This is a genomic window from Rhodovulum sp. 12E13 (assembly GCF_003340565.1).
GTDB lineage: Bacteria > Pseudomonadota > Alphaproteobacteria > Rhodobacterales > Rhodobacteraceae > HLUCCA09.
In genome coordinates, this window is the sequence record NZ_QPLK01000018.1 from 18,229 (window position 1) to 38,167 (window position 19,939).

Consider the following 19,939-nt stretch of genomic DNA (forward strand, 5'->3'; position numbering starts at 1 on the left):
CTGTCCCCCCCGGAGTCGGTGTCGGCGTCGTGCAGCTTGCGGGTGGGCCGGGTGCCGATGACGTTGCCGTGGCCGCGGTCGAGGATCTCGAGAAGGCGTTCCATCAGAGTTCGTGGCGTTCATGCAGGTCGGGCCGTACCGTGCGCGTGCCTGACAGGTGCCGCGCCAGCGTCTCGCGCGGGCCGTCCTCGCCGTGGACGAGAAAGGTGATCTCGGGCTTTCCCGTACGGCGGTGCCAGTCGACGAGGTCGCTCTGGCCGGCATGGGCGGAGAAGCCGTTGATCGTGTGAATGTGGGCCCGCACGGGGATCTGATCGCCGAAGAGCTTCACGCTCGTGGCGCCGTCGACGATGATCCGCGCCAGCGTCCCCTTGGCGGCGAAGCCCACGAAGATCACCGAGCAGTCGCGATGCGCGAGGTTATGGCGCAGGTGGTGGCGGACGCGGCCGCCCGTGCACATCCCCGACCCGGCCATGATGACCGCGCCCGCGCGGATGCGGTTGAGCGCCATCGACTCGGAGGCATCGCGCGTCATGTGCAGGTCGGGCAGGTGGAACGGGTCGGTTCCGCCGCGGATCATCGCGGCGATCTCGGGCTTCATCGCGTCGGGGTGCCGGCCGAAGATGCGCGTGGCCGTGATCGCCATGGGCGAGTCGAGGAAGATACTCAGCCCCTTCGGGAGCGCGCCGGACTGCACCCCCTCGCGCAGGGAAAAGAGCAGCTCCTGCGCCCGCTCGAGGGCGAAGGTGGGGATGATGACGTTGCCGCCCCGCGCGTCGGCGGCCCGGATGGCGGCGTGGAACTCGTCGACCGAACTCTTCAGGTCGCGGTGGTCGCGGTCGCCGTAGGTGCTCTCCATCACCACGACATCCGCTCCCGCCGGCGGGTGGGGCGGGTTCAGCAGCGGACGCTCGACCGGGCCGATATCGCCCGAGAACAGGATGCGGCGGGTGCGTCCGTCCTCCGTCACCTCCAGCAGGATGCTGGCCGAGCCGAGGATGTGGCCGGCGTCGTGGAAGGTCGCCCGCGCGCCGTGGCCGAGATCGACAGTCTGCCCGTAGGCGGCGGCACGCCCGAACAGCTCCATCGCGTCGAGCGCGTCGATCGTGTCGTAGAGGGGCGACCGGGCCTCGCCCTCGGCGCCGTGATGGCGGCGGCGGCGTGCCTCCTCTTCATGCAGGTGCGCGCTGTCGAGCAATATCAGGCGCGTCAGGTCGCGCGTGGCGGCGGTAGAGACGATCTCGCCCCGGAAGCCGCGCTTCACGAGCAGCGGAATGCGCCCGCAATGGTCGAGATGGGCGTGGGTGAGCAGCATGACGTCGATATGCGCGGGGTCGAAGCCGAAATCTGCTGCGTTCTCTTCGTGCAGTTCGCGCCCGCCCTGGAACATCCCGCAATCCACGAGGATGCGCCGACCACCTGCCTCGACGAGGTGGCACGAGCCAGTCACGCCCCCCGCCGCGCCGTGAAACTCGATATGCATGACGCCCCTCCATCGGCGTGGCGGCGGCTGCCCGGCGCGGGCGTGCCTCCGCTCGATATCCCCCGATATCGTGTCGGAGGTCTCGGCGTAACAGAACAGGTCGCGGTCCGCGGCGTCGAGTCCTCGGCGGTCGGAACGGACAGGTCGGCGCAGGAGCTGCGCCCGCCGGCCGCCGACACGTCAGGGCGCGTGGCATGCTGCGTCTCGTTCGGCACCCGTCCGGCATCGAGGGGGATGACCTCGCTGAAGCGGACCCGGCAGACCGCCGGCAGACAGCGGCGCAGGGCCGGAACCCTCCCCGGCCGGCACGGTTTTCCGTGGATGGATCGAAGAGGGCCTGCCATGGTGATCGACAAGACATGTGCCGCCTGTTGCGCGGCCTGGAGCGGAGGCCAGGCAGCGCCGCATCGGCCCTCTGCGATGACAGCAAGGCGCGCCGGCACTGCACGGCCCTTTGCACGCCCTCGGCGAAACGGCGCGGCGTGCCGCGCACGACCCGGCGTTTCCTGCGGAAAGGGGGCCGGAGACCCGGCCGTGACAGGCGGGATCGCATGGCGCGGGTGACGGTGTTCGGCGGGACGGGCTTTCTCGGCCGCCAGGTCGTGAGGCATCTCGCGGCGGACGGACACCATGTGCGCGTCGCCGCGCGCCGGCCGCCGGAATGCGGGGGGCAGGCCGGGGTCGAGGCCGTGCGGGCCGACCTGCTCGATCCCGGCAGCGTGGCACGGACCCTCGACGGCGCCGACGGGGTCGTCAACGCCGTGAGTCTCTACGTCGAAACCCGCGCGCTCAGCTTCGAGGACGTGCATGTCGAGGGCGCGGCGCGGCTGGCGCGAGAGGCCCGGGCGCGCGGGGTGGATCGCATCGTGCAGGTCTCGGGGATCGGCGCCGATCCACATGCGCGCGACGCCTACATCCGGGCGCGCGGCCGCGGCGAGGCCGCGGTGCGCGACGCAGCGTCCGAGGCGGCGATCGCCCGGCCCTCGGTGCTGATGGGGCCGGGCGACGGCTTCCTAAGCACGATCCTTTCGCTCCTGCGCCGGACATCGCTGCATCCGCTGTTCGGCAGTGGAAGCGTTCGCCTCCAGCCCGTTCACGTCGCGGATGCGGCGCAGGGACTCGCCCGGCTCGCCACGCATCCGCACCCGCCGCTCCTCGCGGAATTCGGCGGCGCCGACCGGTGGAGCTACCGCGCCATCGTCGAGGCGGCGGCGCGGGCGGCCGGATCGCGCGTGCATGCCGTGCCGGTTCCGTTCGCCGTCTGGCGCGCGCTGGCCGGGGTGTCCGAGCGGCTGCCGGGAGCGCCCCTGACCCGCCACCAGATCGCGCTGATGGAGAGCGACAAGGTGGTTGACCCGGGCCTTCCGGGTCTGCCGGAGCTTGGCGTCGTGCCCCGCGGCGTGACCGAGACGTTGCGGGAGATGACAGGCCGGACGTAGGCGCGTTGCGCTACCCGTGTCTCCGCCGGTCGTCGACGGGCAGCAGCAGGAGCACGCCGGCGACGAAGAAGAGCACGACCGCCGCCATGCCGGCGCGCTGGGTCCCGAAGAGCGCCGTGAGCGCGGCGACCAGCGCGGGGCCGACGAAGGCGGTGATCTTTCCGGACGTGGCGAAGAAGCCGAACATCTGCGCCTCGAGCCCATCCGGGGTGAGCCGGGCCAGCAGCGTGCGGCTCGCGGGCTGGATCGGGCCGAGGCAGAGCCCGAGCGGAAGACCGAAAGCCCAAAGCAGCCCGGCGCCCTCGACGAACAGGAGCGGCGTTCCGAAGGCGACGACGCCGGCGAGCGCGCCCAGAATGGTACGTCGCGGCCCGATCCGGTCGTCGAGCCGGCCGCCGGCGAGCGCCCCGAGGCCGCCCGCCACGTTGAGCGCGACGCCGAAGGCCAGCACCTCGCGCACCTCCAGGCCGAAGGTGCCCGCCGCGTAGACACCGCCGAAGGCGAAGAGGGTGCCGGTGCCGTCGGTGTAGACAAGCCGGGCCACGAGGAACCGCAGGAGATCGCGGTGCCGCCGGATCTGCCCGAGGGTGCGACGCAGGCTGCCGAGCCCGTCGCGCAGCGCCCGACGCGGGCGGGCGCCGCTCGGCTGACGGTCGGGCACGAGCAGGAAAAGCGGGATGGAGAAGACGATCAGCCAGCCCGCCACGACCGGACCGACCCAGCGCATCGCGGCATCGACGCCCGCGCCGCCGGTGCGGCCGCCGAGCACGGCGAGGAAGACCAGCGCGAGGCAGGCGAGCCCCCCGGCATAACCGAGCGCCCAGCCGTGTCCCGACAGGCGGCCGCGCCGGCCCGGGCCGGCAAGGCGCGGCAGCATCGCATTGTAGAACACCTTCGAAAGCTCCGAGCCGAAGCTGCCGAGCCCGACAAGCACCAGGGCAAGGGCCACGGCACCCGCGCCCGGCTGCACGAACCACAGGGCGGCCGTGGCGGCGGCGGTCAGCCCGGTCGCCGCCGCGAGCCAGGGCTTCAGCGGCCCCACCCGGTCCGCCACCGCGCCCGCGGGCGGGGCGCAGAGCGCGGCGGCGACGCCGGCGACCGCAAGCGCCGCGCCCCATTGCGTCGTGCCCGTTTCGGGGCCTTCGGCGAGCGTGCGGGTGAACCATGCGCTGAAGACGAAGGCGATGATGACCGCGGAGAAGCCGTCGGCCGCCCAGTCGTAGAGCGCCCAGCCCCAGCGCGCCGCGCGGCCCCCCGCTGTCGACGCCTGCCGCATGTCGTCAGGCGTCGCCACGCTTGAGCTCGGCCATCCGGCGGCCGATCGCATCGGCGATGCGTGCGCGCGGCTGCTCCCCCTCGCCGTGTTCGGCCAGGTCTTCCGCGCGCACCGGCTGGCCGAAGCGCACGGTGATCCGGCGCGGTCGAGGCAGCGCGCGGCCGATCGGCATGGCCTCGAAGGCGCCGTCGAGGATCACCGGTACCGCCGTCGCGGGGTGGGCGTCGAGCAGCAGGCCGATCCCCGGCCGCACCTTTAGCAGACGACCGTCGGGCGTCCGGCGGCCCTCGGGGAACCAGACGAGGTTCGCCCCCTCGCGCAGCTTCACCAGCGGCAGGGCGAGGCTGGAGAAGGCCGCGCGGTCGCTGCGGATCGGGAGCGCGCGGGCCAGCCGCATGGCGGCCCGGTGCACGCGGGTGCGGAAGGCAAGGTCGGCCGAGCCCGCGATCACCGTCTGCCGCAGCATGTCGAAGGGCAGCGCGGCGACGATCAGGAAACCGTCGAGAAAGCTCGCATGATTGGGAAGGATCACCACCTGCGCGTCCCGCGGCACATCCTCGAGCCCCTCGACCCGCAGACGGAAGAGCGCGCGCATCAGCCCGCGGTTGACCCAGTAGGCGCCGTGCGCCAGCGCCAGTTCTGCCGGCGACAGGGGGCGCAGCCAGCGCCGCTCGTTCTCCGAGAGGAAGCGCTCCGGCGCCTCCGTGACGTCGGAGGGGGCGGCGCCGGCCGGCCCCTCGCACCCGGCGTCCTCGGCGTCGCGCACAGCCTCCAGCAGGTCGCGCACCGTCTCCAGCCGGGCGGTCTGTTCCTCGCGCAGTTCGACCCCGGCCGCGTCGCGGATGTCGAGCGTCAGGTCGACCCAGGCCATCGAATCGATGCCGAGATCGGTTCGCAGATCGCTGTCGGGAGAGAGCCGGACATCCCCGAAGCGCTCGGCCAGCCGCGCCCAGACAGCGCCCGCCGCCGGAGCATCCAGGAGGGTGCGGTCGTCTGCCGACATCTGCTCGGCCGGCATCGGGCCGGTCTCGGCCTCGCCACGCCCCGCGCGCAGGGCGTCGAAGCGCTGCTCCAGCCGATCGCGCCGGATCTTGCCCATCTGCGTCCGATCGAGCGCCTCGCCGCCCACAGCGAGATCCTGCACCCGCTTGTAGCCGGGCAGGCCCCGCCCGGCCTCGCGGATCGCGGCCCGCACGGCCTCCTGCGGGTCGTCGCCCGTCTCGCGGATCGCGGCGCGGTCGGGCACGGCCACGGCCGAAAGGCGGCCCTCGCGCATGAAGACGCCGATTTCCGCAATGGCAGGGTGGCGGGCATGCAGCGCCTCCACCTCCTCGAGCGAGACGTTCTCGCCCGCCTCGGTCACGGCAAAGAGCTTCGAGCGGCCGAGCACGTGCAGGTAGCCCTCGCCGTCGAGGTAGCCGCGGTCTTCGGTGCGGTACCAGCCGTCCTCGGTGAACGCCTCCGCCGTCTTCTCCGGCAGGCCCAGGTAGCCGCCGAAGACGTTCGGCCCCCGCGCCTCGATCCCGCCCGCGCCGTTTTCGCCCGCTCCGTCTTCGCCCGCGTCGTCGGCGATGCGCAGATCGACGCCCTTCACCGGCCGGCCGGCGCTGTCGAAATGCCGGTCGCCCGGCGGAAGGATCGTGAGCATCGGCGCGGTCTCCGTCAGCCCGTAGCCGGTGGCGACCGTCCAGCCGAGGCCGTCGAGCCGCCGGGCGAGGCCCGGGTCGAGAGCCGCGCCGCCCGAGACGAGCAGCCGCAGATCGGGCGCGATCCGGCGCCGCACGGGGCGGGCGAGCACTCGGCCGAGCGGCAGGCCGAGCCGCGCGCGCGCCCCGGTCGAGACCGCGTCGACGGCGCGCCACGCGCCGCGGGCGAGCAGCCCGCCCTCTTCGGCGCGGCGGTCGATCCCCGCCAGCATCGTCTCGAAGAGGCGCGGGACGCCGAGCATCACCGTGGCCCGCCCCTCGCGCAAAGCCGTCTGCATCTCCGGGCCTGTCAGCGCGCGCGGGAAAACGATGGCGATCCCGTAGGAGAGCGCCGTGAGCATCCCCACCACGAATGGATAGACGTGATGCAGCGGCAGCGGCAGGAGCAGCCGCTCGCCCGGCTCGACGATCCCCAGCTCGCGCAAGCGGGCGAGCTCGAACATCACGTTGGCATGTGAGAGCGGCACGCCCTTGGGCGGCCCCGTCGTGCCGGAGGTGTAGAACAGCAGCGCCGTGTCCTCGGCCGCAGCCTCGGGCAGGGGCGAAGCCGTGTCGCAAGGCTCGGCGCGTGCAGGCGGCAGGGGCCGGAGCCCCGCCCCCCCGGGCGCCAACCGCTCCACGCGCTCGCGGCTGCCCTCGTCGGTCACGATCACGCGCGGCGCGGCATCCGACAGCACATGCGCGAGCGCGTCGTCGTCGAGGCGGGCATCCACGGGCACCGGCACGGCGCCGGCCTGCACCACGCCCAGGCAGGCGCAGATCCAGGGGGCTCCGTTGCGGGCGAGGATCGCCACACGCGCGCCGCGGCCGATGTCGTCGGCCCGAAGCTCGGCGGCGAACCGATCGACCGAGGCCGCGAGGCGGGCATAGGTCAGCGATGCGTCGCCCCCGTCCGCGAAGTCGATGACCGCCGGCGCCTCGCCGTGCTCCGCCAGCGCGCCCACGACGTCCGTCAATCGTGCCGCCGCCGCCTCGTCTTGGTCTGCCTTCGGTGCGATGGACACCCCTTCTGCCTTCGCTGCGGACCCGATCGGCCGCCCCCACGGCATGGTGAGCCTCCATGCGGATGGTGCCGGACAACCGCTGCCCGGGGTCAACTTGTCTCAACGGCAACCCGGACGGGCCGCGCATCGTTCCCCGGGGTTTCGCACCGCCCACCCGACCGCAACGCGAGGCCGACGTCGATCTCGGCCGCCGCCGCGGCCGCCGGCAGGCCTTTCCAGGCCGACAAGACCGGTCGGGAACCGGGGGCCCACATGCCCTTGCCATTCTGCAGGCGGTCAACAGGACCTTCGGCCAAGTGCTCCCGCCGCCCCGCGAGCCTATGCGCCCGCAGACCGATTGCGGCCGAAAGGTTCCTCAGGGCGCCGCGGGCCGATGTGCGCCGCGGGCCGACGGGCGGATTACCGGGCGCATCTTGCCCTTGCTCAGAGCTGTGCTGCGGCAACCTGCGTCTCAGCTCTCTAGGGCGAGCGCTTCGGCCACGTCGCCATCTTCGCACGCGACTGTGCGAGCTCGGCCCGGGATGCCAGGTCGGCCCTCCGGATGGCGAGCTCGTCACGGCGCTGGCGCGCATAGGATCCATCGCCGAGCGCGATGTCGCCGGCCGTTCCGGCAAGCGCCGCCCTGCGCTTTCGGGCGATCCGCCCCGCCTCCGCCTCGAGGCGGTCGAGCTCTGCGGCGGCCGCCTCGGCCGCCCGCTCGGCCCCTGTCGCCTCGGCTTCCGGAAAGGCGACCGGGATCGTCATTGCCATGAGGCGCGCAACGCTCGCAGACGCGGATGTCGCTCCATCCGTCGGCAGCGTGGGTAGCTCGTCCGATAACGCCCCGGCGGAGAGCGCGATCGGGCTCTTCCAGGCCGAGGTGTCAAGCGGCGTCTGCCCCGGACGGCGGTGCAGGCAGTCGAGTGGGCCATCATGCGCCGGCTCGACTGGTACATACCTCCGTTCCCGATCGCGGGCCGCTCAGGTCAGCGAGAGCACCGAGGCCTTCGACGATCGAAGCCGGACGCGCCGGTTGCGGAGCAGCGCGTGAATCAGGGCCTTGAGGCCGTCGGTCGCGCCAGCGATGCGCCTGGCCCGGTCGGCGTTGGTGCCCTTCAGGGCCTTCGTCCCCTTGCGATCGTGCAGGTGCAGCAGCGCGGCGCTCGAGATCAGCGCGAGATGGGTGAAGGCCTGCGGGAAATTGCCGAGGAAGGCGCCGGTGCGCGGATCGACCTCCTCGGCGTAAAGCCCGACATCGTTGGCGCGCGACAGGAGCCGCTCGAAGAGCGCGCGCGCCTCGTCGGCACGCCCCGTAGTAAGCAGCGCCTCGACGAGCCAGAAGCTGGTGATGAAGAACGCGCCCTCGTCGCCGTCGAGGCCGTCGGCGCCGCGATAGCGGTGTACGAGGTCGCCCGAGCGCAGATCGCGCTCGACCGCGCGGACGGTGCGCTCCAGAAGCGCGCTGTCGAGCGGCAGGCCCAGCAGCGGGATCTGCAGGAGCGCGGCGTCGGTCGCCTCCGACCCGTAGGACTGCGCGAGGTATGGCGGCTCGCCGGCGCAACCCTTCTCCAGCATCTCGTGCAGGATTTCCTCGCGCGTGTCGCGCCAGAGCGGCGTCTCGCCAAAGAGGCGAATCGCCCGGTCGAGGGTGACATACGCCATCGCCTTGCCCTGGGTGAAGTGCCGCGGCGCGCACCGCATCTCCCAGATGCCCTGGTCAGGCACGTGCCATGTCTCGCAGACATGGTCGGCGACCCCGCGCAGGAGCGCCTTCTCGTCGGCGTTGAGCCGGGAGCCGAGTGCGGCGCGCAGCTCCGCCCAGTCGAGCAGCTCGCCGAAGACGTCGAGCTGGCGCTGTTCTGCCGCCTCGTTGCCGACCCGCACCGGCCGGCTGTCGTGGTAGCCCGAGAGGTGGTCGTGGCAGTGCTCGCGCAGAAACGGCTCGCCGTCGATGCCGTACATGATCCTGAGGGTCGAGCCCTCGCGCAGGCATTGCCGGGAGAGGAAGTCGGAGAAGCGGGCGGCCTCGGCGCTGTAGCCGAGCACCGAGAGGGCGAACAGGGCGAAGGTGGCGTCGCGGATCCAGCAGAAGCGATAGTCCCAGTTGCGCGCCCCGCCGATGTCCTCGGGCAGCGAGGTCGTCGGCGCCGCCACGATCGCGCCGCTCGGGGCGTAGGTCAGCAGCTTCAGCGCCAGGGCGCTGCGCTGCACGGCATCCTGGTAGGGGCCGCGGTAGCGCGAATACTCGGTCCATTCCCGCCAGAAGGCATGGGTGACGTCATAGAGCCGCTCGGCCTGCTGGCGCGGGTCGAAGAGCGGCTCGACGCTCGTCAGCACGCAGGTCCGCGTCTCGCCCTCGCCGAGATCGAGCCGGAGGGAGGCGCCGTCGTCCTCGCGCCGCGCCTCGCCGTCGCACCACAACGTCAGGCCGCCTTCGCAGTCGATCCGACCCTCGCCGATCTCCATGTCCAGCGGGACCGTCGAGAATTCGTGGCCGCGGGGCCGGAAGCGGGTCGTGAGCCTGACACGGCCGGAGATGCAGCGCATCCGCCGCACCACCCAGCCGGGCGCGCTCAAGGTCACGTAATCGTGGACCCCGGCGCCGCGCTTGCGCCCCACCGGCATGAAGTCGACGAGTTCGAGCGTGCCGGTCTCCGTCTCGAACAGGGTGCGAAGGATGTTCGTCCGCTCGATGTATCCGCGCGAGACCCGGGTCGTGTTTTCCGGCTCCACACTCCAGAAGCCGCCGCTTCCGGCGTCGAGCAGACGGAAGAATACCGGGTCGCTGTCGAAGCGCAGCGGGGTGGCCCAGTCGATGCTGCCCGCGCTCGAGACGAGCGCGGCGCCGTGGCAATCGCCGATCAGCGCGTAATCCTCGATCGGGGGCTGTCGTCTGGCGTCGGTCACATGTGCCCCCTTGCTCTCATCGCTCTGCGAGTCCTCTCACACCGAGGAGCCTTCCGGAAAGCCGGGCCGAGTTCACAAGATCGGGCGAGGCCGGCCGCCGGTTTGACGCGGCGATCGCGCCCGACCGGCTGGTTTCCGAGGGGCCCGCAGCCGTTCGCGCAGGCGATGCGCGCCCTCGATCCGCCGGCCTGCGCTGGCGCCGCCGCGACCTGCCATGCGCTGTGCCGGGGCACGCCGGTGGTGACGCTGGCGGGCGGCCCGTCACCGGCCGGCGCGCGTGCTCTCGGCCGCCGGCCGGAGTGGATCGCGAGCGGCTGGGTAACGACCGCATGCGGGCCTGTGGCCGACCGGGCCGCGCTGCATGACGCCCGGCACGCCCTGCCCGGGGTGGCGCGCCGCGCCCCGCTCGGCGCCATCCGTCGCCGCGCCGGGGCCTTCGCCGACCGGTGCCGGCGGCTGGCGGATGCCCCGGCTCGCGCGCCACGGGCAGCGCATACTCGAGCCGTGCCCTTGCATGGGAACGGCGGATGGAGTGTCCTTCCGGCATGGAGAGGACGGTCCGGACGGCGTTCATTCACCGGCTGCTGTTCACGAGCGGGGTCTGGGTCGTGCTGAGCGGCACCGACGTCAAGGCGCTCGCCGTCGGGGCGGTCGCCGTGCCCTTTGCGACATGGCTCGGCCTGCGCCTTCTGCCGCAGCGGCAGCACCTTGTTCTGGGGCGCCTCGTCAGGCACTTCCCGGCCTTTGCGGGCGGCTCGCTGATCGGCGGCCTCGACGTGGCGCGCCGCGCCCTGTCGCCGCGGATGCCGCTCTCGCCCGGCTGGGTCGAAGTGCCGGCGCGATTGCGCGACGGGGGGCGCGTGGCCATGGGGGCAGAGCTGTCTTTGATGCCGGGAACGCTCGCGGCAGGTGTGCGCGACGACCGTCTGCTCGTGCATCTGCTCGACACGGAAGCGGGATTCGAGCGCGCCATCCCGCGCGAGGAGGCCGCGATCGCGGCGATGATCGTCGAGGCCGGCCCGTCATCCACTGCCGCGGGGGGCGCGCCATGACGGCGTGGCTGAGCTTCGTGGCCGTCGGCGTTCTGGCGAGCCTCGGCGCGGCGCTGCTGCGCGTCTGGCGCGGGCCGGGGCGCGCGGACCGGATGATGGGCGCGCAGCTCGCCGGGACATCCGGCGTCGCCGTTCTGATGCTGCTCGCGCCGGTCGAAGGCTGGGCGGCGCTCGACGTGGCCCTCACGCTCTCGCTCTTCGGGGCGCTCGCGGCGGTCGGCTTCGTCAAGGCGGTGAGCGCGGATGGCGGCGGCGACCCTGAAGAGGACGACGAAGGGATCGTCGAGCCGCCACCCGCGGGCGGGGCCTCGGATGGGTGATCTCGCCACCTACGCCTTCACCGGCATCGGCCTGGTCTTCTTCGCCGCCGGGTCGGCCGGCCTGTTGCGTTTTCCCGATGTGTTCAGCCGGCTCCACGCGCTGACCAAGGCGGACAATCTCGGCCTCGGCTTCATCGCCCTCGGCACCTCCTTCCAGGCCGGAAGCTGGCGCGACGTGGCGCTGCTCGCGCTGATATGGGGGCTGATGCTTCTCGCCGCCGCAACGGTCTCGCAGCTCATCGCCCGCGACGCCCTGCGTGAGCGGGACGGGGAATGACGCTGGCCCTCGACGCGACGCTTTGCGGCCTGATCGTCGCGGTGGCGCTGGCGACGGTCCTTGGACGGGGCGTGTTCCGGGCGATCGTCTTCTTCATCGTCTACGGGCTGCTTCTGTCGGTGGCCTGGGTCCGCCTCGGCGCGGTCGACGTGGCCCTGGCCGAAGCGGCGATCGGTGCGGGCCTGACCGGGGTGCTCTTTCTGGCGGCCGTCGGCAAGCTCGCGCGCACCGGGGCAGAGGCCGAGCCGGCGCCCGGCCGCCCCCACCTGCCCGCGGCGCTCGCCTGTGCGGGGCTGACCGGGGCGCTGGCCTGGGCCTGGTTCGCCCTGCCCGAGCCGGAGCGGCCGGGGTCCGACCTGGCAGCCGCGCTTCCGCGGGCGGGGGTCGAGAACCCGGTCACGGCCGTCCTTCTCAACTTCCGCGCCTGGGATACGCTTCTGGAGAGCATCGTGCTGCTCGCCGCCCTCGTCGGACTGTGGCTGCTGGCCCGCGACGAGGACTGGCACGACCGGCTCGGCCTGCCGCAGCACGTGCGACCCGGCGGAGTGATGGAGAGCTTCGGCCGCCTCCTGCCCCCGGTGGGCGTTCTCGTGGGGATCTACCTGGTCTACATCGGCGCGGACCGGCCCGGCGGGGCCTTCCAGGGCGGAACGGTGCTGGCCGCCGTCGGCCTGGTCGCCGCCCTGGCGGGATTGATCCGCACGCCGCGTGTCACCGGGCATCTCTGGCGGGCGGCGATGGTCGTCGGGCCGCTGGTGTTCCTCGCCGCCGGCGTCGCTGGAGCCGCGCTGGGCGCGGGCTTCCTCACCCTGCCGGAGCCGATCGCGGGCGGCGCGATCTTCGCCATCGAGATCGCGCTGGCATCGTCGATCGCGGTGACGCTCGCCTTCCTCGTCATCGGCCCGCCGGAGCGGGGGCACAGGCGATGACCGGCCCGACGCTCTACGCGCTGACAGGGGCGGCGCTCGTCGGCATCGGCGTCTTCGGGCTGATCTCGGCGCGGCACCTCCTGCGCCGGGTCGTTGCCTTCAACCTGATCGGCTCGGGGCTGTTCGTCTTTCTCGGCGCGGCGGGGGCGCGAGGCGGCGCGGCCGACCCCCTGCCGCAGGCGCTGATCATCACCGGAATCGTCGTGGCCCTTTCGGCGAGCGCGCTGGCCGTCGGGCTGGTCGTGGCCCATGCGCGGGCGTCGGGGCGCCCTGCGCTTCCCGAGGAAGACGAGGAGGCGTGAGCGCCCTCGTCGCAGTGCTCGTGCTGCCGCTCGCCGGCGCGCTCGCGACGGTCGCGCTGCCGGGCCGCGCGGCGCGCATCGCGGCGTCCACGGCGATCGCCGCGACGCTGGCCGCTGCCCTGGCGCTGGCCGCCTGGGTCGCCGCGCGGGGTGTGCCCCGGCTCGAGATCGGAGGCTGGGCGCCACCCGTCGGCATCGCCGTCGAGGCCGACGGGCTGGCCGCCGCGATGATCGTGATGACGGCGACGGTGATGGCCGCCGCGGGCCTGTCCGCGCGCCACATGCTGGCGCCCGGCGCCGCAGGGGCGCGCGCGGCCTTCGGCTTCTGGCCGCTCATGCTGCTGCTCTGGGCCGCGCTGAACGCGGTGTTCGTCTCGCGCGACCTCTTCAACCTCTATGTGGGGATCGAGCTTCTGAGCCTCGCCGCCATCGGGCTGGTCGCCATCGAGGGCAAGGCCGCCGCGCTCGCCGCGGCGATGCGCTACATGATCTTCGCGTTGGCGGGGTCGCTGCTCTACCTCGCGGGCGTCGTGCTGGTCTATGCCGCCCACGGCGCCCTCGACGCGGGCCTTCTGACCGACCGCACCCCGGCACGGACGGACGGGCTCGCGCTCGCGCTGATGACGGTGGGCCTGATGGCCAAGACCGCCCTTTTCCCCTTCCACGTCTGGCTGCCGCCCGCCCATGGCGGTGCCCCGGCGCCGGCCTCGGCCATGCTGTCGGCGCTGGTGCCCAAGGCCTCCTTCGTGATCCTGCTCCGGCTCTGGTTCGACGTGATGCCCGACCAGGCGACCGAGGGGGCGCTGGCGCTGATGGCGGCGCTCGGGACGGCGGCCGTCATCTGGGGCGGCCTCGCGGCGCTCGTCCAGGAACGTCTCAAGCTGATCGTCGCCTATTCGACGGTGGCGCAGATCGGCTACCTGTTCCTCGTCTTCCCGCTTGCCGGCGGGGCGTCTGCCGAGATGCCGTGGGCGGCGGGGGCATGGAACGGGGCGGTCTTTCTCGCCCTGAGCCACGGCCTGGCCAAGGCGGCGATGTTTCTTGCGGTCGGGCAGTGGATGGCGGCGCGGGGCGGCGACCGCCTCGAGGATCTGCGCGGCATCGCCACGGCGATGCCGATGACCGCCTTCGCCTTCGCCCTGTCGTCGATCACCCTCGTCGGCCTGCCGCCCTCGGGCGGGTTCACGGCGAAATACCTGATCATGACATCTGCCTTTGCCGCCGGGCAATGGGGCTGGGCGCTGGTCATGGCCGGCGGCGGATTGCTGGCGGCCGCCTATCTCTACCGGCCGGTGGCGGTGATCTTCGCGCGCGCCGAGGTGCCTGACTCGCCGCTCCCGTCGCGGGGCCGGCAGGTCGTCCCGCTGATCCTCGCGGGCGCAGCCGTCGCTCTCGGGATCGCGTCGGCGGCGCCGTTCGATCTGCTGTCCACCGGGCGCCCGCAAGCGGCAGGAGAGGGCCTGTGACCGGACTCCTGCCCATCTTCATCCTGCTGACGTCGCTCGTGCCGGCGGCGATCACCTTTTTCCTGCGCCAGGAAAGCTATCGCCTGCGCAACGCGCTCAACCTCGGCGGGGCGGTCGTGAAGGGGGCGCTGATCGTGGCGATGCTGGTCGCGGTCGCGGGCGGCGCATCCTTCGAGACGGCGATACCGCTCGCGCCCGGGCTTGTCCTGCTGTTGCGGATCGACGCGCTGGCGCTCTTGTTCGTCTCGCTCTCGGCGACACTGTGGCTGCTGACGACGATCTACGCGATCTCCTACCTCGGCGAGAAGCCGGAGCAATCGCGCTTCTTCGGCTTCTTCAGCCTCTGCGTCTTCGCGACGACCGGCATCGCGCTCTCGGGGTCGCTGATCTCGTTCTTCATCTTCTTCGAGCTCCTGACGCTCAGCACCTGGCCGCTGGTAGCCCACAAGCAGGATGCGGCCTCGCTCCGGGCCGCGCGCGGCTACCTGCTCTACGCCCTGCCGTGCAGCACGATCCTGCTCGTCGCGATCGTCTGGCTGGAAAGCGCCACCGGCCCGATCCTGTTCACCGATCCGCCCGACCTTTCGGGCGTCGACCCGGCGAGCCTCAGGGTCATCTTCGCCCTTTTCATCGTCGGCGTGGGCATGAAGGCGGCCATCATTCCGCTGCATGGCTGGCTGCCCGCCGCGATGGTCGCGCCGGCGCCGGTCTCGGCGCTGCTTCACGCCGTGGCGGTGGTCAAGGCCGGGGCGTTCGGCGTGATCCGCGTCATCTACGACGTGTTCGGCATCGAGCGCGTGGCCGAGCTGGGGGTGGGCACCCCGCTCGCCGCGCTGGCGTCTTTCACGATCATCTGGGGATCGCTTCGGGCACTCCAGCAGACCGAGATCAAGAAGCGGCTCGCCTATTCGACCGTCAGCCAGGTCAGCTACATCATTCTCGGTGTCGCTTTGGCGAGCCCCTTCGCCGTCATCGGCGGTCTGGCGCATCTGGTGCATCAGGGCCTGATGAAGATCACGCTGTTCTTCTGCGCCGGGATCTACGACGAGCGCGCCGGGGTCCGGTCGATCGAGGGGCTCGACGGGCTCGGCCGCCGCATGCCCTGGACCTCGACCTGCTTCTCGATCGGCGCGCTGGGGATGATCGGGCTGCCGCCGATCGCCGGCTTCGTCAGCAAGATCTATCTCGGCATCGGCGGATTGCAGGCCGAGGCGCCGTGGGTGCTGGCGGTTCTGGGCGCGTCGACCCTTCTCAACGCCGCGTATTTCGTGCCGCTGCTCTACCGGCTCTGGTTCCGCGAGATCGCGCCCGATGCCGAGGCGGACGAGAGAGCGCCCGCGCTCGTCGGCCCCGCCGTCGCCGCCGCGCTTGCCGCCGTCCTCGCGGGCATGCTCGCCGCCTCCGACATCAGCCCGCTCGGCTGGGCCACGCTGATCTCCGAAAGGGACTACCTCGAATGACCCCGTGGATCGGCCCGTTCCTGCCGCTCGCCGCGCTGATCTGGCCGCTGCTGCTGGGGGCGCTCACGGCGATGCCGCCGCTGCGGCCGGTGGCCGTGCGGCTTCTGCCCCTGGCGCCCGTGCCGGCACTCTGGCTGGCGTTGGCGGGCGGACAGGGCGTGACGGCCGCGCCCGACCTTCTGCTCGGCGTCACGCTCGAGCTCGACGATGCGCGGCGCCTGCTGCTGGGCATGACGGCGGCGCTCTGGCTCGTCGCGGCGCTGGCGGCGCAGCCGATGACGGGCCGGCCGCACACGGCGATCTTCTCGGGGTTCTGGTGCCTGGTGCTGGCGGGGAATCTCGGCGTCTTTCTCGCCCTCGATGTCGTCACCTTCTACGTGTCCTTCGCGGCGGTCTCGCTGGCCTCGTGGTTCCTGATCGTGCACGAGCGCACCGAAAAGGCGCTGCATGCCGGGCGCGTCTACATCGTGATCGCGCTGGCGGGCGAGGTGGCGCTGCTCGTCGGCCTCATCATCGGGGCCGACGCGGCGCAGAGCATGGCCGTGGGCGAGATCCGCGCGGCGCTCGGCGCCCCCGGCTCGAGCGCGGTCGGGATCGCGCTTCTCGTCCTCGGCTTCGGGATCAAGGCGGGTCTCGTGCCGCTCCATGTCTGGCTGCCGCTCGCCCATCCGGCGGCGCCGGTGCCGGGCTCGGCCGTCCTGTCGGGAGCGATCGTCAAGGCCGGGCTGTTCGGGCTGGTGCTCTTCGTGCCCGAGGGCGCGCTCGGCCCGGTGCTGATGCCCCTCGGCCTCGTGGGGGCCTTCGGCGCGGCGCTCTGGGGCCTGACGCAGGCCAACCCCAAGGCCGTGCTCGCCTATTCCACGATCAGCCAGATGGGCCTCATGATCATGCTGGTGGGCGCCGGCGGCGCGGCGCGCGAGACGGTTCCCTTTTTCGCCCTGCATCACGGACTGGCCAAGGGCGCGCTGTTCCTGCTGGTCGGCGTGATGATGGCGGCATCGGGCCGGGGCCGGCGCCTGCTGTGCCTCGCGCTGGCGGCGGCCGTCTCCGCCTCGGTCGCCGGGCTTCCGCTGACCGGCGGCGCGCTGGCCAAGGCGGCCGTCAAGCAGGGCCTTGCGGACTGGTCGGCCCTGGCGCTCAGCCTCAGCTCCGTCGCGACGAGCCTGATCCTCATATGGTTCCTGGCCCGTCTCTGGCAGATGCAGGGCCGCGACGAGGCGCTCTGGGGTGCCCGGTTCGCGCTGCCGGCTGCGCTGGGCGTCCTTGCCGTCACGGGGCCATGGCTGTTGTGGAGCGCCTGGTCCGGGCACGGCCCCGACTACCTGTTCAAGGCGGACACCCTGATCGATGCTCTGTGGCCCGTGGCAATCGCCCTTCCGCCCGCTGCAGCGGTTCTTCGGTGGCGACTGCCGCAACTCCCGCCCGGCGATCTGCTGCTGATCCTGGGGGCGTGGCGGGGGCGCGCGGTCAGGATTCCCGCTCCGCTTTCGCTTCGCGCCGATGCGGATGGTGCCCTCCGTGCAGCGCGACGCAACTCGGCGAGACTGGAGGGCATCCTGATCCGGTGGAGGCTGACCGGTGTCCTGATTCCACTTCTGGTCCTGCTGATGTTCGCCCTTCTGCCGTGATGCCTTTCGCATGCGCGCCCAACGGTGGCCTCTCGATCGGCTGAGACAAGGCCTCCCAGCCGTCGATCTTGCGCATCTGTATCTCACCCGGCGGGGGCACCGCCCGGAGCAGCAGCGGAACGGAGTCCGCGCATGGCAGCAAGGGCCGCGTCTTGATGCGTCGGCGGACCACGGCGCACAGCCGTTCCATCGCCGTCGTTGTCCGCGCCGATTGCCATCGCGAGGGGGCGAGCCGCGTGAAGACGAACAGCCTTTCGCCGGCGCCCTCGCCGAACGTCAGACCGACGCGAGACCGAACAACTGACCCAAAGCTGACCGAAGCATCGGCCGTTGCGGAGAGCACCCTATAACAGGTGGCGACCCCGGCAGGATTCGAACCTGCAACCTGCCCCTTAGGAGGGGGCTGCTCTATCCAGTTGAGCCACGGGGCCGCGTGGTCCGGGCTTACAGGGTTAGCTGCGCCGCCGTCAATTCGACAGGGCGCACCGGGCTACGGGCCGCGGTCAGGCCATTCGAACGCGGCACGGCTGAGCGGATCCTGCGCGTCGATGACATCCGCCATGTCGTGCAGGGCGCGCACCACGACACCGCCGTGCCTGTCGAGGAGGGCAGCCCGACCGGATTGCAGGGCCGACAATAACGGCCCCGGCAGACGGCTCGCCAGCAGCACCGCGTTCACGTCGGTTGCCCCGACCCCGATCGCCTCCAGAGGCGCGCGCAGATTGGTCAGCGGGTTGAGCACCTCGCGGAGAGGACGGCCCGGCTCGGCCGTCACGCGACCAAACCGGTCGGACTGCGCCCTCAGCATGCCGCGCAGAGAGGCCGTCGCCTCGCCGAGGGCCTCGCCGCGGAGGGTCTGGACCACGAACAGATCCTGCAGATGGCGTCTGTAATGCTCGTCTGCCGAGGCCGCCGCCGCGGCTCGGGCGCGGTCCACGATGTCGATCTCGGCGGTGGAGAGGCGGTCGACCTCGGCCATGGCCAGGACGTGAGCCGCGGCCTCCGGCGGCGTGGAGCGCGGCAGCGCGAGCCTGCGCGGAAGAGGCGGTCGAACCCGGCTGCGGTAGTCGACCGTCACGGGGTCGAGGCCGGCGATCATGGCGCCAAGCGAGGAGGTGCAGCCAAGAATACCTGCGACGACCCCGATGATGTCGATGATGATGTCCCACGCTATGCCGCTCGCCGTATTGGCGAACCGGTCGTCCGCAAGAGACAATTCGAGGGCGAGCATGGATGTCCCCAGAAGCGCCGTCGCCCGGTCGATCTGCAGCCAGTCGACCCCTCCGGCCTGTGCCTGCTCCATTTCGTCGTCGAAGTCGGGGATCTCGAAGCCGGGCTTGCCGCGTTCCTTCGGCTTGCGTCAGGCCAGGCATTTCGCCCAGGGGTTCTTCAGGTCCGGGATCGTTTCGAGAGGTGGCGGCATGGTGCCTCCGCCCCAGTAGTTCTCTTCGCCCCATGCCATCGAAATGCTCCTCGCGGCCGTCCGGTTGAATTACGCCGCGTAAGTTCAACCTGACGCGTCAGGGGCCTTTCGGGAAGTGACGCATGGTCGCTGCCCCCGCGACGTGCAAGTGGCGTATCCCGGAATGGTCGGGTAGGGAACGATCCGCGCCCGTTGCGAGAAGGAGGTCAAGATGACCGAGATGCGCCGACCACTGACGCTGCGCGACGTCTCCGAAGCCTCCGGCGTCAGCGAGATGACCGTCAGCCGGGTGCTGCGCAATCGCGGCGACGTCAGCCAGGCCACGCGCGAGCGCGTGCTCGCCGCTGCCAAGCGCCTCGGCTACGTGCCCAACAAGATCGCCGGCGCGCTCGCCTCGAGCCGGGTCAACCTCGTCGCGGTCATCATCCCGTCGCTGTCGAACATGGTCTTTCCCGAGGTGATGAACGGCATCTCGGGCGAACTCGAGGAGACGAGCCTTCAGCCGGTGCTCGGCGTCACCCATTACCGCCCCGAGCGGGAGGAGCAGGTGCTCTACGAGATGCTGTCGTGGCGCCCCTCCGGTGTCATCATCGCGGGGCTGGAGCGCACCGACTCCGCGCGCGCCATGCTGGCCAGCGCCGGCATCCCCGTGGTCGAGATCATGGATACCGACGGCCAGCCCGTCGATGCGGTTGTCGGCATCTCGCACCGGCGGGCGGGGCTGATGATGGCGCAGGCCATCGTCGAGCAGGGCTATCGGCGGATCGGCTTCATGGGCACGAAGATGCCGCTCGACCACCGGGCCCGGAAGCGGTTCGAGGGCTTCACCGAGGGTCTTGCCAAGGCCGGGATCGAGGTGGCCGACCGCGAGTTCTACTCGGGCGGCTCCAGCCTCGGGAAGGGGCGCGAGATGACGAAGGCAATGCTCGACCGCAGGCCCGACCTTGATTTTCTCTACTATTCCAACGACATGATCGGGGCCGGGGGGCTGCTCTGGTGCCTCGAGCAGGGCATCGACGTGCCCGGGCAGGTGGGCCTCGCCGGCTTCAACAACATCGAGTTGCTCGACGGGCTGCCCAAGCGGCTGGCGACGATGGATGCCTGCCGCCGCCAGATCGGCGAGGCGGCTGCGCGCATCGTGGCGGCGCGGGCCGAGGCGGCCGCGCAGGGCGGCGCCGCGGCCGAGGACGCGCCCGAAGGCGGCGGAGAGCGCGTCGTGCTGACGCCCACGATCAATGTCGGCGACACGCTCGTGCGCGGCTGAGGGGCGCGCGCGGCGGGGCGAGTG

Annotated in this window: 16 protein-coding genes, 1 tRNA gene and 1 pseudogene; 10 read left to right on the forward strand and 8 right to left on the reverse strand. The window is 72.0% G+C overall.

What is annotated here, in order from left to right; translation table 11 throughout:
* Positions 1-103 precede the first annotated feature (103 nt).
* Positions 104-1,483: an MBL fold metallo-hydrolase gene (locus DLJ49_RS14920; RefSeq protein ID WP_115394355.1), complete on the reverse strand. Its 1,380-nt coding sequence runs from the start codon at positions 1,481-1,483 to the stop codon at positions 104-106.
* A 551-nt stretch (positions 1,484-2,034) separates the two neighbouring features.
* On the opposite strand from DLJ49_RS14920, the gene DLJ49_RS14925 reads away from it, so the two are divergent.
* Positions 2,035-2,922 (forward strand): complex I NDUFA9 subunit family protein, encoded by an 888-nt coding sequence (locus tag DLJ49_RS14925; protein ID WP_115394356.1) that lies wholly within the window; start codon positions 2,035-2,037, stop codon positions 2,920-2,922.
* Between the two features lie 10 nt (positions 2,923-2,932).
* On the opposite strand, the gene DLJ49_RS14930 is transcribed toward DLJ49_RS14925, so the two are convergent.
* The 4 genes from DLJ49_RS14930 to DLJ49_RS14945 form a co-directional block, all read right to left on the reverse strand.
* Complete coding sequence (locus DLJ49_RS14930) at positions 2,933-4,216, reverse strand: MFS transporter (RefSeq protein ID WP_199533382.1); 1,284 nt, start codon at positions 4,214-4,216, stop codon at positions 2,933-2,935.
* Positions 4,203-6,908, reverse strand: coding sequence for an AMP-binding protein (locus DLJ49_RS14935; protein ID WP_199533383.1), 2,706 nt, complete (start codon positions 6,906-6,908; stop codon positions 4,203-4,205). Before DLJ49_RS14935 ends, DLJ49_RS14930 begins: the two co-directional genes overlap by 14 nt.
* A gap of 459 nt (positions 6,909-7,367) precedes the next feature.
* Complete coding sequence (locus DLJ49_RS14940) at positions 7,368-7,658, reverse strand: hypothetical protein (protein WP_115394358.1); 291 nt, start codon at positions 7,656-7,658, stop codon at positions 7,368-7,370.
* 210 nt (positions 7,659-7,868) lie between these two features.
* On the reverse strand, positions 7,869-9,794 hold the full coding sequence (locus tag DLJ49_RS14945; protein WP_115394359.1) for a glycoside hydrolase family 15 protein: 1,926 nt from the start codon (positions 9,792-9,794) through the stop codon (positions 7,869-7,871).
* Positions 9,795-10,339: 545 nt separating this feature from the next.
* Between DLJ49_RS14945 and DLJ49_RS14950 the strand changes: the two genes are divergently transcribed.
* The 8 genes from DLJ49_RS14950 to DLJ49_RS14985 are packed head-to-tail and all read left to right on the forward strand — an operon-like array spanning position 10,340 to position 17,228.
* Positions 10,340-10,846, forward strand: a complete 507-nt coding sequence (locus DLJ49_RS14950; RefSeq protein ID WP_158547480.1) for a Na+/H+ antiporter subunit E — start codon at positions 10,340-10,342, stop codon at positions 10,844-10,846.
* The gene (locus DLJ49_RS14955) at positions 10,843-11,166 is read left to right on the forward strand and encodes an MrpF/PhaF family protein (protein ID WP_115394361.1); all 324 of its coding nucleotides are present in this window, start codon (positions 10,843-10,845) and stop codon (positions 11,164-11,166) included. The genes DLJ49_RS14950 and DLJ49_RS14955 overlap by 4 nt, the downstream gene beginning before the upstream one ends.
* Positions 11,159-11,443, forward strand: coding sequence for a cation:proton antiporter (locus tag DLJ49_RS14960; RefSeq protein WP_115394362.1), 285 nt, complete (start codon positions 11,159-11,161; stop codon positions 11,441-11,443). Before DLJ49_RS14955 ends, DLJ49_RS14960 begins: the two co-directional genes overlap by 8 nt.
* Complete coding sequence (locus tag DLJ49_RS14965) at positions 11,440-12,372, forward strand: hydrogenase subunit MbhD domain-containing protein (protein WP_115394363.1); 933 nt, start codon at positions 11,440-11,442, stop codon at positions 12,370-12,372. Before DLJ49_RS14960 ends, DLJ49_RS14965 begins: the two co-directional genes overlap by 4 nt.
* On the forward strand, positions 12,369-12,674 hold the full coding sequence (locus DLJ49_RS14970) for an NADH-quinone oxidoreductase subunit K (protein ID WP_115394364.1): 306 nt from the start codon (positions 12,369-12,371) through the stop codon (positions 12,672-12,674). The genes DLJ49_RS14965 and DLJ49_RS14970 overlap by 4 nt, the downstream gene beginning before the upstream one ends.
* Positions 12,671-14,140, forward strand: a complete 1,470-nt coding sequence (locus tag DLJ49_RS14975; protein WP_115394365.1) for a complex I subunit 5 family protein — start codon at positions 12,671-12,673, stop codon at positions 14,138-14,140. The genes DLJ49_RS14970 and DLJ49_RS14975 overlap by 4 nt, the downstream gene beginning before the upstream one ends.
* Positions 14,137-15,600, forward strand: coding sequence for a complex I subunit 5 family protein (locus DLJ49_RS14980; protein WP_115394366.1), 1,464 nt, complete (start codon positions 14,137-14,139; stop codon positions 15,598-15,600). The genes DLJ49_RS14975 and DLJ49_RS14980 overlap by 4 nt, the downstream gene beginning before the upstream one ends.
* Positions 15,597-17,228, forward strand: coding sequence for a complex I subunit 5 family protein (locus DLJ49_RS14985; RefSeq protein WP_115394367.1), 1,632 nt, complete (start codon positions 15,597-15,599; stop codon positions 17,226-17,228). Before DLJ49_RS14980 ends, DLJ49_RS14985 begins: the two co-directional genes overlap by 4 nt.
* Positions 17,229-17,262: 34 nt before the next feature.
* On the opposite strand, the pseudogene DLJ49_RS22485 reads toward DLJ49_RS14985, so the two are convergent.
* From DLJ49_RS22485 to DLJ49_RS14995, 3 genes and pseudogenes are all read right to left on the reverse strand, one after another.
* Positions 17,263-17,490 (reverse strand): annotated as a pseudogene (locus DLJ49_RS22485) (IS256 family transposase); the annotation flags it as partial.
* A 92-nt stretch (positions 17,491-17,582) separates the two neighbouring features.
* Positions 17,583-17,659, reverse strand: a tRNA-Arg gene (locus tag DLJ49_RS14990).
* Positions 17,660-17,718: 59 nt separating this feature from the next.
* Positions 17,719-18,459 (reverse strand): hypothetical protein, encoded by a 741-nt coding sequence (locus DLJ49_RS14995; RefSeq protein WP_147277320.1) that lies wholly within the window; start codon positions 18,457-18,459, stop codon positions 17,719-17,721.
* Positions 18,460-18,862: 403 nt separating this feature from the next.
* Here DLJ49_RS14995 and DLJ49_RS15000 point away from each other — a divergent pair, with 403 nt between their 5' ends.
* The gene (locus tag DLJ49_RS15000) at positions 18,863-19,915 is read left to right on the forward strand and encodes a LacI family DNA-binding transcriptional regulator (RefSeq protein WP_115394369.1); all 1,053 of its coding nucleotides are present in this window, start codon (positions 18,863-18,865) and stop codon (positions 19,913-19,915) included.
* Positions 19,916-19,939: the final 24 nt, after the last annotated feature.

Excerpts from the sequence above, each read along its gene's own strand:
- DLJ49_RS14920 (WP_115394355.1), bottom strand. The coding sequence starts at position 1,483 with ATGCATATCGAGTTTCACGGCGCGGCGGGGGGCGTGACTGGCTCGTGC.
- DLJ49_RS14925 (WP_115394356.1), top strand. The coding sequence starts at position 2,035 with ATGGCGCGGGTGACGGTGTTCGGCGGGACGGGCTTTCTCGGCCGCCAG.
- DLJ49_RS14940 (WP_115394358.1), bottom strand. The coding sequence starts at position 7,658 with ATGGCAATGACGATCCCGGTCGCCTTTCCGGAAGCCGAGGCGACAGGG.
- DLJ49_RS14950 (WP_158547480.1), top strand. The coding sequence starts at position 10,340 with ATGGAGAGGACGGTCCGGACGGCGTTCATTCACCGGCTGCTGTTCACG.
- DLJ49_RS14955 (WP_115394361.1), top strand. The coding sequence starts at position 10,843 with ATGACGGCGTGGCTGAGCTTCGTGGCCGTCGGCGTTCTGGCGAGCCTC.
- DLJ49_RS14960 (WP_115394362.1), top strand. The coding sequence starts at position 11,159 with ATGGGTGATCTCGCCACCTACGCCTTCACCGGCATCGGCCTGGTCTTC.
- DLJ49_RS14965 (WP_115394363.1), top strand. The coding sequence starts at position 11,440 with ATGACGCTGGCCCTCGACGCGACGCTTTGCGGCCTGATCGTCGCGGTG.
- DLJ49_RS14970 (WP_115394364.1), top strand. The coding sequence starts at position 12,369 with ATGACCGGCCCGACGCTCTACGCGCTGACAGGGGCGGCGCTCGTCGGC.
- DLJ49_RS14985 (WP_115394367.1), top strand. The coding sequence starts at position 15,597 with ATGACCCCGTGGATCGGCCCGTTCCTGCCGCTCGCCGCGCTGATCTGG.
- DLJ49_RS14995 (WP_147277320.1), bottom strand. The coding sequence starts at position 18,459 with ATGCTCGCCCTCGAATTGTCTCTTGCGGACGACCGGTTCGCCAATACG.
- DLJ49_RS15000 (WP_115394369.1), top strand. The coding sequence starts at position 18,863 with ATGACCGAGATGCGCCGACCACTGACGCTGCGCGACGTCTCCGAAGCC.